The 16,196-nt window shown below is 72.8% G+C and carries 12 protein-coding genes; 6 read left to right on the forward strand and 6 right to left on the reverse strand.

The window, feature by feature from the left end:
- From ABZ862_RS37220 to glgB, 3 genes are all read left to right on the forward strand, one after another.
- On the forward strand, window positions 1-225 hold a 225-nt coding region (locus ABZ862_RS37220; RefSeq protein ID WP_360968665.1), incomplete at its 5' end, for an alpha-glucosidase C-terminal domain-containing protein.
- Window positions 226-481: 256 nt separating this feature from the next.
- A complete protein-coding gene (locus ABZ862_RS37225) occupies window positions 482-1,870 on the forward strand; it encodes a maltokinase (protein ID WP_360968668.1) in 1,389 nt (462 codons plus the stop codon).
- A gap of 93 nt (window positions 1,871-1,963) precedes the next feature.
- Window positions 1,964-5,002 carry a 1,4-alpha-glucan branching enzyme gene (gene glgB, locus ABZ862_RS37230; RefSeq protein ID WP_360968671.1) on the forward strand — a complete coding sequence of 1,013 codons (3,039 nt, stop codon included), beginning with the start codon at window positions 1,964-1,966 and terminating at the stop codon, window positions 5,000-5,002.
- Here the strand turns inward: glgB and ABZ862_RS37235 are convergent.
- The 5 genes from ABZ862_RS37235 to ABZ862_RS37255 form a co-directional block, all read right to left on the reverse strand.
- Window positions 4,959-7,271 (reverse strand): UvrD-helicase domain-containing protein, encoded by a 2,313-nt coding sequence (locus ABZ862_RS37235; protein WP_360968674.1) that lies wholly within the window; start codon window positions 7,269-7,271, stop codon window positions 4,959-4,961. The genes glgB and ABZ862_RS37235 overlap by 44 nt on opposite strands.
- 143 nt (window positions 7,272-7,414) lie before the next feature.
- Window positions 7,415-7,747 carry a thioredoxin domain-containing protein gene (locus tag ABZ862_RS37240; protein ID WP_360968677.1) on the reverse strand — a complete coding sequence of 111 codons (333 nt, stop codon included), beginning with the start codon at window positions 7,745-7,747 and terminating at the stop codon, window positions 7,415-7,417.
- The gene (locus ABZ862_RS37245; RefSeq protein WP_360968679.1) at window positions 7,744-8,199 is read right to left on the reverse strand and encodes a MerR family transcriptional regulator; all 456 of its coding nucleotides are present in this window, start codon (window positions 8,197-8,199) and stop codon (window positions 7,744-7,746) included. Before ABZ862_RS37245 ends, ABZ862_RS37240 begins: the two co-directional genes overlap by 4 nt.
- A gap of 61 nt (window positions 8,200-8,260) precedes the next feature.
- On the reverse strand, window positions 8,261-9,025 hold the full coding sequence (locus ABZ862_RS37250; protein ID WP_360968682.1) for a DUF2127 domain-containing protein: 765 nt from the start codon (window positions 9,023-9,025) through the stop codon (window positions 8,261-8,263).
- Window positions 9,026-9,141: 116 nt separating this feature from the next.
- Window positions 9,142-10,839 (reverse strand): MFS transporter, encoded by a 1,698-nt coding sequence (locus tag ABZ862_RS37255; protein ID WP_360968685.1) that lies wholly within the window; start codon window positions 10,837-10,839, stop codon window positions 9,142-9,144.
- Between the two features lie 179 nt (window positions 10,840-11,018).
- Here ABZ862_RS37255 and ABZ862_RS37260 point away from each other — a divergent pair, with 179 nt between their 5' ends.
- A complete protein-coding gene (locus ABZ862_RS37260) occupies window positions 11,019-11,642 on the forward strand; it encodes a TetR/AcrR family transcriptional regulator (protein ID WP_360968688.1) in 624 nt (207 codons plus the stop codon).
- Window positions 11,643-11,903: 261 nt separating this feature from the next.
- Here the strand turns inward: ABZ862_RS37260 and ABZ862_RS37265 are convergent, their stop codons facing one another.
- Window positions 11,904-13,322, reverse strand: coding sequence for a cation:dicarboxylase symporter family transporter (locus tag ABZ862_RS37265; RefSeq protein ID WP_360968724.1), 1,419 nt, complete (start codon window positions 13,320-13,322; stop codon window positions 11,904-11,906).
- Between the two features lie 142 nt (window positions 13,323-13,464).
- Between ABZ862_RS37265 and ABZ862_RS37270 the strand changes: the two genes are divergently transcribed.
- Window positions 13,465-15,168, forward strand: a complete 1,704-nt coding sequence (locus tag ABZ862_RS37270) for a sensor histidine kinase (protein WP_360968691.1) — start codon at window positions 13,465-13,467, stop codon at window positions 15,166-15,168.
- Window positions 15,165-15,866, forward strand: coding sequence for a response regulator (locus tag ABZ862_RS37275; RefSeq protein WP_360968694.1), 702 nt, complete (start codon window positions 15,165-15,167; stop codon window positions 15,864-15,866). Before ABZ862_RS37270 ends, ABZ862_RS37275 begins: the two co-directional genes overlap by 4 nt.
- The last annotated feature ends 330 nt before the right edge of the window (window positions 15,867-16,196 follow it).

Genomic DNA, 16,196 nt, shown 5'->3' on the forward strand with positions numbered 1-16,196 from the left:
GTGATCGCCTTCCTCCGCGAACACGGGGACGACCTCGTCCTGTGCGTCAACAACTTCTCCCGGTTCGCACAGCCCACCGAACTGGACCTGCGGGCGTTCGAGGGGCGGCACCCGGTGGAGCTGTTCGGCGGGGTGCGGTTCCCGGCGATCGGAGAGCTGCCGTACCTGCTGACCCTGGCAGGACACGGCTTCTACTGGTTCCGGCTCCGCAAGGACGCGGCGTAGCGCGAACGCGTCACCGGGCGAACGCGGCACCACGCGAACGTCCCACGGCGCGAACGCGGCGTCCGCGGCATACAGGCGCATAGACAGGGTCTGTCCCGGTAACCCGGTCACCAGCGGGCCGGTCCGTTCACGGAACGGACGATCCCGTTCACGGAACGCACAGAACGGGACAGAACCGCGGGGCGGGGCGGTTTCCCCCGCCCCGCCAGGGGCACGCATCACTCGACCCCGATCACCGGGGAAAGGACGCCACGCCATGTCGGAAGCAGCCACCCACGCCGTCACCACCAGCGGGCCGGGCCTCCTCGCATCCCTGGACCCCTTGCTGCGGGAGTGGCTGCCACGGCAGCGCTGGTTCGCCGGAAAGGGACGGCCGGTGAGCGGATTCTCCCTGGTCGCGGCCACCGAACTGCTGCCCTCCGGCAACAGGACAAGCCTGCACCACCTGCTGGTGCGCGCCCATCAGCCCAGCACACTGGGCGCCCCGCCCCACGCCGGGGACTGCTATCAGCTGCTCATAGGCGAGCGCGAGGCGCTGCCGCCCCGGCTGGCGCCCGCGCTCATCGGACACGTCCCGGACGGGCCGCTCGCCGGCCACACCGTGTACGACGCCCTGCACGACACCCGGCCCGCCGACGTGCTCCTGGAAGCCCTGCGCACCCAGGCCCGCATCGGCGGGCTGCACTTCGAGCGGGACCTGCGGCAGGACATCCCGGGCGGCCTCGTCCCCCGGCTGCTGACCGGTGAGCAGTCCAACTCGTCCGTGGTCTACGGCGACCGGTTCATCCTGAAACTGCTGCGCAAGATCGTCCCCGGCGTCAACCCCGATCTGGAGCTCCCGCTGGCACTGGCCCGCGAGGGCTGCCCCCGGGTGCCCCCGCCGACGGCGTGGCTGACGACCGACGTCGCCGGCGAGTCGTACGTCCTCGGCGTGCTCCAGCCCTACGTCCGGGGCTCGGAGGACGGCTGGGACCTCGCGCTGCGCGAGGCGGCCGGGGGCAAGGGCTTCGTCACCGAGGCGCGGGCCCTGGGCCGGGCCACGGCCGAGGTCCACACCGCGCTGGCCCGCGCCCTGCCGACGGTCACCCTGGGGCACGCGCAGATGCGGTTCCTGGTGGACGGCATGGCCGAGCGCCTCGAACACGCGGCGCAGGCCGTCCCGGCGCTCGGTCCCTACGTGCCCGGGCTGCACTCGGCGTTCGAGGCGCTGGCCGACCTCTCGGCCGAGGGCGGAACCTGGACCGCCCAGCGCATCCACGGCGACCTGCATCTCGGGCAGTGCCTGCACACGCCGTCCGGGGAGTGGTCGCTGATCGACTTCGAGGGCGAGCCCGCCAAGCCGCTCGCCGAACGCCGGATGCCGCAGCCCGTGGCCCGGGACGTGGCGGGCATGCTCCGCTCCTTCGACTACGCCGCCCATTCGGCGGGCGCCCCCGAGGAGTGGGCGACCGCCTGCCGGGCGGCGTACTGCACCGGGTACGCGGAGGCCGGCGGCCGCGACCCGCGCACCGATCCGGTACTGCTGCGGGCCTACGAGACGGACAAGGCGGTCTACGAGGTCCTCTACGAGGCCCGGCACCGCCCCGACTGGCTGCCCGTACCGCTCTCCGCGGTGCGCCGCCTCGCCACGACCGACGTGATCTGAGCACAGTCACGCGACGTCCACCCGTCCGCCGTACGCACCGACCCGACTCCTTGACCGCACTCTCTTAGCACCCTCGCCGAGGAGGCACCGCACGTGACCCCCCGTTCCCCTTCCCCCGGTCCGGACCCGAAGACGACGCCCGCCCCATCGGCGGAGCCCGCGCCGGACGCCTCACCGGCGAAAGCCCTGCCGGTGAAGAAGACGGCGGCGAAGAAGACCGCCTCCGGCACGGGCGCCACCGCCAGGAAGGCCACGGCCAAGAAGGCACCCGGCAAGAAGGCGGCGGCTGCGAAGGCCACCGCCGGCAAGGCGGCGCCGGACGAAGTCCTGACGGGGAAGGACGCCGCCGGGACGGCGGGGGTGAAGAAGGCGGCGGCCAAGAAGGCTCCCGCCGGGAAGACCGCGGTGGCCGAGAAGGCGGTCGCCCGGACGGCCGAGGCGGTGAAGAAGGCCGCCGGGACGGTGACAGCGGCCGGCACCACCGCCACGGAAGCGGCTCCCGCCAGGAAGGCGACGGCCCGGAAGGCACCGGCGAAGACAGCCACGGCCACGGCCAGGAAGACCGCCGCGACGAGGACGGCACCCGAAGAGGCAGCCGTGGCGGACTCCGTCGCCACCGAGACGGCAGCGACGGCACCCGCCACGGACACCGCGGCGCCCGCACCCGGGTCCGCCCCGGCCCGGAAGACCCCGGCGAAGAAGGCCCCGGCGAGGAAATCGGCAGCCGAGAAGACCGCCGCCCCGACCGCCCCGGCGAAGAAGACCGCCGCCAGGAAGACTGCGGTTCAGAAGACGGCGGCCAAGAAGGCCGTGACCCGGAAGACGGCGACCAGGACCACGACGGCCGGTACCACCACGGCCACGAAGAAGACATCCGCCACGAAGGCCACCGCGGACGGAACACCCACCGTGGATCCCACCGCCGTCTCCCCCGCGGCGGCGGCGGCCGCCGCTGTCAGCCCGGACGACCGGGCCCGGCTGCTGGACGGCACCCACCACGACCCGCACTCCGTGCTCGGTGCCCACCCCGTGCCCGTCGGGGGTGTCGCCTTCCGGGCGTTCCGGCCGCACGCGCTCGGGGTGACCGTCGTCGCCGGGGAGCTGCGGGCCGAGCTGCACGACGACGGCAACGGGTTCTTCTCCACGGTGCTGCACCTGCCGGACGTGCCGCCGTACCGGCTGCACGTGGCGTACAAGGGGGCGGTGCACGACGTCGTGGACGCGTACGCCCTGCTGCCCACGCTCGGCGAGCTGGATCTGCACCTGATCGGCGAGGGACGCCACGAGCAGCTGTGGCAGGTGCTCGGGGCGCACCCGATGACCCACCAGGGCGTGCGGGGCACCCGGTTCTCGGTGTGGGCGCCGAACGCCCGGGGCGTGCGGGTGGCCGGCACCTTCAACTTCTGGGACGCCGCCGGGCACGCGATGCGCTCGCTGGGCTCCTCGGGGGTGTGGGAGCTGTTCGTGCCGGACATCGGTGAGGGCGAGCTGTACAAGTTCGAGATCACCCGGCCCGACGGCTCGAAGACGCTGCGCGCCGATCCGCTGGCCCGCCGCACGGAGACCCCGCCGGCCACCTCGTCGGTGGTGACGTCCTCGCACCACGAGTGGCAGGACGCGGAGTGGCTGGCACGGCGCGCCGAACGGCCCGCGCACGAGGCGCCGTTCTCGGTGTACGAGGTGCATCTGCCGTCCTGGCGGCCGGGACTGACGTACCGCCGGCTGGCGGAGCAGCTGCCCGCGTACGTGAAGGACCTGGGGTTCACGCATGTGGAGCTGATGCCGGTCGCCGAGCACCCGTTCGGCGGTTCATGGGGTTACCAGGTCACCGGTTTCTACGCACCGACCGCGCGCCTGGGCACCCCGGACGATTTCCGGTATCTGGTGGACGCCCTGCACCAGGCCGGTGTCGGCGTGCTGATGGACTGGGTGCCGGCCCATTTCCCACGCGACGCCTGGGCGTTGGCGGAGTTCGACGGGCGGCCCCTGTACGAGCACGAGGATCCGCTGCGGGCCGCGCATCCCGACTGGGGCACCCTGGAGTTCGACTTCGGCCGCCGTGAGGTGCGCAACTTCCTGGTGGCCAACGCCGTGTACTGGTGCGAGGAGTTCCACATCGACGGGCTGCGGGTCGACGCCGTCGCCTCGATGCTCTACCTGGACTATTCGCGCGAGCCGGGCCAGTGGACCCCGAACGAGCACGGGGGCCGGGAGAACCTGGACGCGGTGGCGTTCCTTCAGGAGATGAACGCGACCGTGTACCGCAGGGCGCCCGGCGTGGTCACCGTCGCCGAGGAGTCCACCGCCTGGGACGGCGTCACCCGCGCCACGCACCACAAGGGGCCGAGCGGTTTCGGCGGTCTGGGTTTCGGGCTGAAGTGGAACATGGGCTGGATGCACGACTCGCTGGCGTACATGAGCCACGAGCCGGTGCACCGCAAGCACCACCACCACGAGATGACGTTCTCGATGGTGTACGCGTACAGCGAGAACTACGTCCTGCCCGTCTCCCACGACGAAGTGGTGCACGGCAAGGGGTCCCTGGTGTCGAAGATGCCGGGCGACTGGTGGCAGCAGCGGGCCAACGTCCGTGCCTACCTGGGCTTCATGTGGGCCCACCCGGGCAAGCAGCTCCTCTTCATGGGCCAGGAGTTCGCGCAGGGCTCCGAGTGGTCCGAGGCGCACGGCCCGGACTGGTGGCTGCTCGACCCGGCCTACGGCGCCGCGGACGACCACCGCGGGGTGCGCGACCTGGTCCGCGACCTCAACACCGTCTACCGGGCCGACCCCGCGCTGTGGGAGCAGGACACCGACCCGGCCGGCTTCCAGTGGATCACCAGCGACGCCGCCGACGACAACGTACTGGCGTTCCTGCGCTACGACGCCGCCGGGAACCCGCTGCTCGCGGTGTCCCACTTCTCCCCGGTGGTCCGCCACGACTACCGGCTGGGCGTCCCGGCCGACGTACCGGCCTGGCGTGAGGTCGTGAACACCGACAGCGCACGTTACGGCGGTGGCGACGTCGTCAACCCGGATCCGGTGAAGCCGGACCCGCGGGGGTGGCACGGCAGGCCGGCGAGCATCGGGCTCACTCTGCCACCGCTGGCGACGGTGTGGCTGCGGCCCGCGTAGCACCACCGCCGGTTGTGGCGGCGAGGGCCGCTGCCAGCGGCTCCGGCAGCGGTGCCGTGTGCACGATGCCGAGCCGCTGGGTGGCCCGGGTGAGCGCGACGTAGAGGTCGCTGGTGCCGAACCGGCCGGGCTCGACCACCAGGACGGAGTCGAACTCGAGGCCCTTCGCCTGGCGGGGGTCGAGGAGGACGACGGTCCGCGTCAGGTCGGGCTCGGCCCCGGCCGTCACGCCGTCGAGCCGGGCGGCGAGCGCGCGGTGCAGTGCGCGCGGCGCGATCACCGCCAGGCGGCCTTCGTCCGGGGTGAGTTCGCCGACGGCCTCGGCGACGGCGCCGGGCAGGTCGTCGGCGGCGCGCGCCCAGGGCCGTACGCCCGTCGAACGGACCGAGCGCGGCGGCCGGAAGCCGGGGTCCGCGGCGCGCACCACGGCCGCCGCGAGGTCCATGATCTCGGCGGGGGTGCGGTAGTTGACGCCGAGGCGGGTGTGTTCCCAGCGGTCCTCGACGTACGGGGCGAGGATGTCCGCCCAGGCGCCGACGCCGGCCGCCTCCGAGGTCTGGGCGGGGTCGCCGACCAGGGTCATCGAGCGGGTGGGGCTGCGCCGCATCAGCAACCGCCAGGCCATCGGGGACAGTTCCTGCGCCTCGTCGACGATGATGTGCCCGAACGCCCAGGTCCGGTCGGCGGCGGCGCGTGCGGCGGCGCTGCGGAAGTCCTCTTCCTCCTGGCGTTCGGCGAACCGTTCGGCGTCGATGATGTCGTGGGCGGACAGCACCTCGCTGTCGTCGTCGGCGCGGTCGTCGAACTCGTAGGTGCGGGAGGCGTAGGAGACGTCGAGCACGCCCTGGGCGTAGGCGACCTGGGTCTGCCGCTCGCGTTCGGCGCGGGCGCGGGTCAGCCGGTCGTCCTCGCCGAGGAGTTCGGCGGCCTCGTCGAGCAGCGGCACGTCCTCGACGGTCCAGCGCCGCGTCACCGGGCGGCGTACGGCGTCGGCGTCCTCGGGGGTGAGGTGACCGTCGGGTGCGGCGAGGAGGTCGGCGACCAGCCGGCGCGGCGTGATCCGGGGCCACAACCGGTCGATGGCCGACCAGACTTCGGGGTTCTCGGCGAGCTCGTCGCGGATCTGGGTGATGTCGCTCGGGTCGAGGAGGTTGCCGCCGTCGTAGGGGTCGGTGCCGATGCGTTCGGCGACCATGTCGGTGAGGGTGTTGAGGATGTGGCCCTCGAAGTGCTCGCGTGCCGCGTTGTGCGGGAGCTTGGCGGCCCGGGTGCGCTCCCGGGCGACGCTCACCAACCCGTCGTCGAGCAGCAGGAGTTCGCGGTCGTGCTCGATGGCGATGACCGGGTCGGGCAGGGCCTGCCGGTCCCGTACGGCCCGGGCGAGCACCTCGGCCATGGCGGCGCGGCCCTTCACGGCGGCGGCCTCGGGGGTTTCGGCGGCGGTGGCCCGCACGCCGGGGTACAGCTCGCCGACGGTGGCGAGCAGGACGCCGGTCTCGCCGAGCGCGGGCAGCACCTCGCCGATGTAGCCGAGGAAGGCGGGGTTGGGGCCGACGATCAGGACGGCGCGGCGGGCGAGCAGTTCGCGGTGCTCGTAGAGGAGGTAGGCGGCCCGGTGCAGGGCGACGGCCGTCTTGCCGGTGCCGGGGCCGCCCTCGACGACCAGCACCCCGCGGTGCGGGGCCCGGATGATCTCGTCCTGTTCGGCCTGGATGGTCCGCACGATGTCGCCCATCCGGCCGGTGCGCGCGGAGTCGAGGGCGGCGAGCAGCACGGCGTCGCCGGTGGGGTCCTCGTGGCCGGTGCGGGTGGCGTCGCCGAGGTCGAGGATCTCGTCGTGCAGCGAGGTCACGCTGCGGCCGCCGGTGGTGATGTGCCGGCGGCGGCGCAGCCCCATGGGGGTGTGGCCGGTGGCCAGGTAGAAGGGGCGGGCGACGTCCGCGCGCCAGTCGATCAGCACCGGGGTGCGCTCGGTGTCGTCGGCGCGCAGGCCGATCCGGCCGATGTGGTGGTGGGTGCCGGAGGTGAGGTCGATCCGGCCGAAGCAGAGCGAGCCGTCGACGGCGTCGAGCGCGGCGAGCAGCCCGGAGCGCTCGGCGACGAGGATGTCGCGTTCGAGACGGGCCTGCATGGAGGTGTTGCCCTGCGCGAGCGCGTCGGTGACGCCGGCCTCGGTGTCGCCGCGCAGCGCGTCGACGCGCGCGTACAGCCCGTCGATGAATTCCTGCTCCCGGCGCAATTCATCGTCGGGATAATCGGTGTTTGACAATTCCGCTCCCGCAGCCCTATACTGTGCTCACTGGACTTTTATGCGACCTCCTCGAAGGAAGTCGTGAATCAGCGAATATACGCGAGAAAATCCCCCGGACGCAATTGCCCGGGGGATTTTTCGTGAGCCGTGCCCGACGCCGGTCACAGCACGTCGGAGAGCTCCTCCAGCAGTCGCCGCTTGGGCCGTGAGCCGACCATGGACCTCACCGGCTCGCCGTCGCGGAACACCATGAAGGTCGGCATCGACAGCACTTTGTACGCGTTCGTCGTCAGGGGATTGGTGTCCACGTCCAACTGGACGACCTTCAGCCGGTCGCCCTCCTCCGCGGCCAGCGCGCTGAGCACCGGCCCCATCTGCCGGCACGGCGGGCACCAGTCGGCGGTGAACTCCACCAGCACCGGCAGCCCGGAGCCGATCACCTCCGCCGCGAAGTCCGCGTCCGTCACCTCGGCGACACCCTTGGCCCTGATCATTCCGTACGCCCTCCCGGTTCGTCCCCTGTCGGGCTCTCGCCCAGTTCGCACCCGGGTTCCGTGCCCCCGGGCACCTGCGCGTCGGCCGCCAGCCGGTCCCTGGCCAGCTCGGCCCTGGCCAGTTGCCCGCCGACCACGGCCCGTACGGCCGTCAGCTCGCCGATCAGCGCGTCGAGCTCGGCCAGTTTGCGGCGGTAGACCATGAGCGAGGCGGGGCACGAGTCGCCGTCGGGGTGTCCGGCACGCAGACACTCCACGAAGGGCCGGGTCTCCTCCAGGTCGAACCCGACGTCCTGGAGCGTCCGGATCTGGGTGAGCAGCCGCAGATCACGCTCGTCGTACGCCCGGTACCCGTTGCCGTCCCGGCGCGCGGGAAGCAGGCCCCGTGACTCGTAGTACCGCAGGGTCCGTGTGGTGGTACCGGCCCGTGCGGCCAGCTCGCCGATGCGCATGCGTACGAACGTAAGCCTTGACCCCGGCGTCAAGGCAACGGCGCCGGACAGGGATGCCGGGTCAGACGAGTACCCCGGCCGACGTCTCGACCTCCAGCAGCGAGGCGCTGCGCCGCTCCTCCTCGAACTTGCGGCGTCCGCCGCGCAGTCCGAAGAGCCGTTTGGCGAGGGCGATGTAGAGGACGGCGAGGATGTTGAGCACCAGTGTGGTGATCTTCAGCCAGCTGATGTGCTCGGTGAGTTCGTAGATCTCCAGCGGGAGGAAGGCCGCGGTGGCGACGACCGTCAGGTACTCCGCCCAGCGCTTGGCGTACCAGAGGCCGACCGCCTCGACGAGTTCGATCAGCGCGTACGCCAGCAGCAGGGCGGCCACCGCCACCAGGGTGGAGTGCTTGTAGCCGAAGGTGTGCTGGATGGTGCCGACGACGGGTGAGTGGTCGAGGTCGTAGTGGAAGTGCTTGAAGACCGGGCGGAAGACGTCGAGGTACTCGTCGAACAGCCGGCGCACCGCGTCCTGGCTGTTGCTGAACCGCCACACCGCGATCGCGACCAGCACGATGAACACCCCGCGCACGGCCCGTTCGAGGGCCAGGAACCGCAGGATGAACAGGTCCCGCAGCACCTTGCCGCGCGGCACCAGCGGCGCTTGGGCGGCCGGTCCGGAGGCGTGCGCCTCGCCGAGCACGAAGTCGCCGCAGCGCAGGCAGCGCCAGACCTCGCCGAGCGCGGTGTCGGCGTGCAGCCGGATCCGCAGCCGGGGGTCGTCCGGCGCGTAGGTCACATGCCCCTTGCGTGCACATGTGCGCCGGTCCCAGTCGATCGCCATCCCCCGCGCCTTCCCTGAACTGTGGAGATTACACATGGTCACGCACGGCCGTGCCGTGCCGGTGGTCCGGCACGGCACAGTAGTGCGTCGCGGTGAGAGACGCGGGCGGGGGGTGTTCAGTTCACCGGCGTGCCCGCCGGTTCCCGGGTCCGCGGGCCGGCCGGGGCCACGGGCTCCTCGGGCAGGTCCCACTTGCGGGGCAGCAGCAGGGCCACGGCGAGGGTGCCGATGCCGAGGACCACCGCGCCGACCAGGCTGGTGCGGGCGACGGCGTCGGAGAAGGAGGACCCGACGGCGTCCGCCATCCGGCCTGCTCCGGCGGCGAGTTGCCGGGCCTGCGCCTTCAGGGCGGCGGCCTGCTGCGGGTCGCCGGCCTGGGCGGCCCGCGCGGCCTGTGCCGCGAGCTGTCGCGCCTTGTCGCCGATGCCCTGGGCGACGAGGTAGCCGGCACCGGCCGAGTCCTGGGCGGTCGCCAGGGCGGCGGCCGGGAGGCGGCTGCCGGCGGTGGCGTCGGCGAGGTGGTCGGAGTACGAGGTGGAGAGCAGCGAGCCGAGGATCGCGATGCCGAGCGAGCCGCCCAGCTCCAGCGAGGTGTCGTTCACGGCGCCGCCGACGCCGAGTTCGGCCTCGGGGAAGACGCCCATGATCGCGTCCGTGCAGGGCGAGAGGGCGAGGCCGATCGCGACCCCCAGGATGATCAGGGGTGCCACCAGGTCGCCGTAGGACGAGGCGGCGTCGATCCGGGTGAGCAGGGCGAGGGCGGTGGTGCCGCCGACCATGCCCGCGGTGACCGTCACCTTCATGCCGAGGCGCGGGGTGAGATACGCGGTGAGGGCCGAGCCGACGAACACGGCGCCCGCCAGCGGCAGCATCCGCAGCCCGGTGCCGAGGGCGCTCTCGCCCTGGACGAACTGGAGGTACTGGGTGAGGTAGTAGAAGGCGCCGAAGACGGCCAGGAAGAACATCACGACGGCCAGGTTGGCCCCGGCGAACCGGCGGTGCGCGAAGCGCCGTACGTCCAGCACCGGGCGCGGGTGCCGCAGCTCCCACCCGATGAACAGCACCAGCCCGACGCCCGCGACGACGGCGGCGGTGACGGCCCGGGTGCCCCAGCCGAAGTGCGGGCCCTCGATGATCATGTAGACGAGGGCGCCGATCCAGGCCACCGACAGCAGTCCGCCGACGTAGTCGATGCGGTCGTGGTGCCGGGCGCGGGACGGCGGGACGAGGACGAAGGCGCCGAGCAGGGCGACGGCGGCGATCGGCACGTTGATCAGGAACGTGGACTGCCAGCCGTGGTGCTCCAGCAGCGCGCCCGCGACCAGCGGGCCCCCGGCGATGGCGACTCCGGCGGTGGCGGTCCACAGGGTGATCGCCTTGGCGCGCTCATGACGCGGGAAGGTCGCGGCGAGCAGGGAGAGGGTGGCGGGCATGATCAGCGCGGCGCCGAGACCCATCACGGCCCGGGCGGCGATGACGGTCGTGGCGCTGCCGGCGAGGTAGCCGAAGACCGAGCCGCCGGCGAAGACGACGAGCCCGAGGGCGAGCGCGCCGCGCCGGCTGTACTTGTCGCCGACCGCGCCGAGCAGCAGCATCAGCGCGGCGTAGGGGACGGTGTAGCCGTCGATCACCCACTGGAGGTCCGCGCCGGACAGGCCGAGATCCTGGCTCATGGCGGGAGCGGCGACGGTGAGGGCGGTGTTCGCCATCACGATGATCAGCAGGCTCAGGCAGAGCACCAGGAGCGCCCACCAGCGCCGGGCATAGGGCCGCTCCTGGGTCCTTTCGACCGGTCGGGTCATGACGAGTGGCATGGCAGGGCCGCCTCCCTCAACTTTTCACGCTCCGGGACGCACACCGACTTGCACAACGGTGTGCACTTGCACAACGATGTGCAATGTACGTCTACTGCACAGCGTTGTGCAAACAGAGGAGGTGAAGCCCTCGCGGAGCCGGTGCGTGCGACCGCGCGCCGCTCCGCCGGGCAGGCACAATGACGACCATGACCACGGGCCCCACCAGTCGCGCCGACGCGAACCGGCGCCGCATACTCGACGTCGCCCTCGCCGAGCTGCTGCGCGATCCCGACGCCTCCATGGACCAGATCGCCCGCGCCGCCGGCGTCGTACGGCGCACCGTCTACGGCCACTTCCCCACCCGGGAGGTGCTGGTCAGCACGCTGCTGGACGGCGCGGTGGAGGCGGTGGCGGCGGCCATGGACACGGGACACGAGGGGGTGGCCGACGCGGCCGAGGCGGTGGCCCGCTCGACGCTCGCGGTGTGGGAGATCGCCGACCGCTACCGCATCCTCGTCGCCCTGGCCCAGCACAGCGTGACGGTCCAGGGCATCCGCGACCGCCTCGCCCCGGTGCGCGCGACCTGCGCGGAGATCCTCCGGACCGGCCTGGCCGACGGCACCTTCACCTCCCCCCTCCCGCCCCTGGCACTGGCCTACGTCCACGAGCAGATGCTGTTCGCCCTGATGGCAGCGGTGAACGACGGCCTCCTCGCCCCACCCGAAGCGGGCCCCTCAGCAGCCATCACCCTCCTGACAGCAGCAGGAGTCCCGGCGACACGGGCGGCAGAACTGGTGGCAAAGGTGACCACGGGCGCGTGAGCGCGGGCACGTGAGCGCAGAGGCGTGAGCTGGGGCACGCAGGCGCTGGGGCGCGGGGGCGCGGGGCACGGGTCGCCCTTGTGACTCCGGTCGGCACCGGCTCCCTGAGGGGCGCGGGGAACTGCGCGACCGGCCCCCACCGGCCCGCGGCCGAAACACCACACCCGCCGTGCGGCCGGACTCCGAGGAGTCACCGGCCGCACGGCGAGTGCAGAAACCGAGAACGGCCACCCCGGCGGCCGGCCGCCCCGCGGCCGGCCGTCACGCCGAGGCGAGTTCCTTCCGCTCGTCACCACGCCGATCCGCAGGATGATCCTCCGGACCCACGTGAGCGGCCACCGCCGTCTCGTCGAACGGCAACTCCCCCGCGAGCACCGACCGCACCCGCTCCTTGTCGATCTCCTGCGTCCACGTCCCGATCAGCACCGTCGCGACCGCGTTGCCCGCGAAGTTCGTCAGGGCGCGCGCCTCGCTCATGAACCGGTCGATCCCGACGATCAGCCCGACCCCGTCGACCAGCGCCGGCTTGTGCGACTGGAGACCCCCCGCCAGCGTCGCGAGCCCCGCCCCGCTGACGCCCGCCGCACCCTTGGACGCCAGCAGCAGGAACAGCAGCAGCGGGATCTGCTCGCCGACCGACATCGGCGTGCCCAGGGCGTCGGCGATGTAGAGGGACGCCATGGTCATGTAGATCATGGTGCCGTCGAGGTTGAAGGAGTAGCCGGTCGGCACGGTGATGCCGACGACGGCCCGGCTGACGCCCAGGTGCTCCATCTTCGCGATGAGCCGCGGCAGCGCGGACTCCGAGGACGAGGTCGAGAGGATCAGCAGGAACTCCCGGCCCAGGTACTTGAACAGCGAGAAGATGTTCAGCCCGGAGACCGCCCGCAGCAGCGCCGCCAGCACCACGAACACGAACAGCACGCAGGTCGCGTAGAAGCCGAGCATCAGCACGGCGAGGCTCTTGAGCGCGTCGACCCCGGCGGAGCCGACGACCGCGGCGATGGCACCGAAGGCGCCGATCGGCGCGGCCCACATCACCATGGCGAGGATGCGGAACACCAGCCGCTGGATGTGCTCGATGCCGCGCAGCACCGGCCGGCCCGCGTCGCCCATGGCCTGGAGGGCGAACCCGGCGAGCAGCGCGATGAGCAGGGTCTGGAGGACCTGCCCCTCGGTGAAGGCGGACACGAAGGTCACCGGGATGATCGACAGCACGAAGTCGACGGGCGGCAGGGCGTCGCTGGAGACCTGGTCGTGCCCGGTCGCCCGCAGGGCGTTGGTGAGGTGGAGGCCGTCACCGGGGTGCAGCACGTTGCCGACGACCAGGCCGATGGCGAGCGCGACCAGCGACATCACCAGGAAGTAGCCGAGCGCGATACCGCCGACGGCGCCGACCTTGGCCGCCTTGCGCACCGAGCCGATGCCCAGCACGATCGTGCAGAAGATGATCGGGGAGATCATCATCTTGATCAGGTTGACGAACCCGGTGCCGAGCGGCTTCAGCTCGATCGCGGCGTCGGGCCAGATCAGGCCCACGGCGATCCCGAGGGCCACGGCGGCGATCACCGCGAGATAGAGATAGTGGGTCCGGTCCCGCTTGGCGGCGGGGGCGGGCGCGGCAGGTGCCGTGGCAGGGGAATGGGACACGGCTGCCCTCCTTGACGTCTTCGTCGGCATGACCGGCGTGCGGCTCACGACCGGGTTGGGTGGGTCGCCGTGAACTATGGCCCGCGGTGTGAGGGCGGTCACCCTTCCGTTCATTGAGTTCACGCGCACCCCGCCGGTAGTTCACGGCGGGGCCGCCGGGCACACTGGCGGCATGCGAGTCGTCCTGCCCCGACCCCGCAGCCTGGCCGGTCAGCTGTTCGCCGTGCAGGCTGTGCTCCTCGCGGTCGTCGTCGCCGGCTACGCGCTGTTCACGTACGTCAGCGACCGCAGCCAGGCCGAGGGCGCGGCGGGCCGCCAGGCGATGGCGGTGGCCCGGTCGGTGGCGGACGCGCCGTCGGTGCGCGCGGCGATCCGCACCGCCGACCCCTCGGCGCGGCTGGAGCCGTACGCGCTGCGGGTGACCGCCGACACGGGCGTGGACTTCGTCACGATCATGGACCCGGCTGGCATCCGCTGGACCCACCCGGACCGCACCCAGATCGGCAAGCGGTTCCTCGGGCACATCGCGCCCGCGCTGCGCGGCGAGTCGTTCACCGAGACCTACACCGGCACGCTCGGCGCGTCCGTGCGCGCGGTGACGCCGGTGCGGGACGGCGGGCGGACGGTCGGGCTGGTCAGCGCCGGCATCCGGGTCGAGGCGATCAGCCGGCGGGTGGAGGGCCAGGTCACCGCGCTGGTGGGGGTGGCGGCGGGGGCGCTGGCGCTGGGCGCGATCGGGACGTACGTCGTCAACGCCCGGCTGCGGCGGCACACCCACGGCATGAACGCCGCCGAGTTGAGCCGGATGCACGACTACCACGAGGCCGCGCTGCACGCGGTGCGCGAGGGACTGCTGATGCTGGACGGGCGGTACCGGGTCGCGCTGATCAACGACGGCGGGCGCGAGCTGCTGGGCGTCGCCGGAGACGTGGTGGGCCGCTCGGTGGCGGACCTCGGGCTGCCCGTGCCGCTGACGGGGGCGCTGCTGGCGTCGGAGCCTCGGGTGGACGAGGTGCACCTGACGGCGGAGCGGGTGCTGGTGGTCAACACCTCGCCGGTGTCGGGCGGCGAGCGGCGCGGCACGGTCGTGACCCTCCGGGACGTGACCGAGCTCCAGTCCCTGATGGGCGAGCTGGACTCCGAGCGGGGCTTCGTGCAGGCGCTGCGCTCCCAGGCGCACGAGGCGGCGAACCGGCTGCACACCGTGGTCTCGCTGATCGAGCTGGACCGCGCGGAGGAGGCCGTGGGCTTCGCGACCGCCGAGCTGGAACTCGCCCAGGAGCTCACCGACCAGGTGGTCGCCGCGGTGAGCGAACCGGTGCTCGCGGCCCTGCTGCTGGGCAAGACGGCCCAGGCCAACGAGCGGGGCGTGGAGCTGGTGGTGTCGCCCGACAGCCGCCTCGACGACGGTCTCCTCCCCCGCGCCCTCCCCACCCGCGACCTCGTCACCATCCTCGGCAACCTGATCGACAACGCGGTGGACGCGGCCCAGGGCGGCACCCCGGCCCGGGTGACGGTGACCGCGTACACGTCGGACACCGACCTGGTGCTGCGGGTCGCGGACACGGGGGCCGGTGTGGAGCCCGCCCACGCGGAACTGGTGTTCCAGCGGGGGTTCACGACGAAGCCGTCCGGTCCGGGCGGCCGGGGCCTGGGTCTGGCCCTGGCCCGCCAGGCGGTGACCCGCCACGGGGGCACCCTGACGGTGACCGTGGCGGAGAACGGAGAACACGGAGCGGTGTTCGAGACACACCTGCCCCTCGGCACGGCCGACGCCACGGCGTCCGGTGTGCCGCCGGTCACGGCCGCAGCCTCACCCGCGGCGGCCGCGGGGGCGGCCGGCCCGGCCCGTCCGGCGCCGGGAGGCGAGGCATGACCGGCGACGGCCCCCGGCAGCCGATCCGGGTGCTCGTCGTCGAGGACGATCCGGTCGCCGCGGACGCCCATGTGATGTACGTCGGACGGGTCCCTGGGTTCGTCGCGGTCGGGAAGGTGCACACGGGCACCGAGGCGCGGCTGATGCTCGACCGCAGGGCCGTGGACCTGCTGCTCCTCGATCTGCACCTGCCCGATGTGCACGGGCTACAGCTGGCCAGATCGCTCAGGGCGGCCGGATACCGGGTGGACGTGATAGCGGTGACCTCGGCGCGGGACCTCGCGGTGGTACGGGAAGGGGTGTCCCTCGGGGTCGTGCAGTACGTGCTGAAACCGTTCACCTTCGCGACGCTGCGCGACCGTCTCGTGCGCTACGCGGAGTTCCGCGGCGCCGCGGGCGAGGCCAGCGGGCAGGACGAGGTGGACCGGGCGCTGGCCGCACTCCGCGCCCCGGGACCGGCGGCGCTGCCGAAGGGGCTGAGCGGGCCGACGCTGGAGCGGGTCACCGGGACGCTCCGGGAGGGCGGGGAGGGGCTCACGGCGGCCGGGGTCGCCGAGGCGGTCGGCATCTCGCGCATCACGGCGCGGCGCTATCTGGAGCACCTGGTGGAGTCGGGCCGGGCCGCGCGCACGCCGCTCTACGGTCAGGTGGGGCGCCCGGAACTGGTGTACCGCTGGACGACGGGACGCGGCCACTAGACCGGACCACGGTTCTCGCCCCCCGGGGGCGCAGCCCCCAGGGACGGGACGGGAAGGGGCGGCGGGGGCGAACCCCTCCCCGCCCCCCCGCCGGCAGGCCAGGGTGTGGATCTCGCCGTTGGTGTCACGTTTCCGCAGTCGGGGACAGAGGGCCACACATACCGCACACAGGTTCACCTGTCGCACCGCTGCGCGAATCCGGGGCCCGGCCCACCCACCCGGCCGGCTCCCGCATATGCCCACCCACCTTGCCGTTCGCCCATCCCCCCCGGCAGCCCGCACCACCCGGCACCCCCGCCCCACCACCCGCCGCACCCGGCCGAAACCGTA

The organism is Streptomyces sp. NPDC047000, assembly GCF_040644295.1.
Classification (GTDB): Bacteria; Actinomycetota; Actinomycetes; order Streptomycetales; family Streptomycetaceae; genus Streptomyces.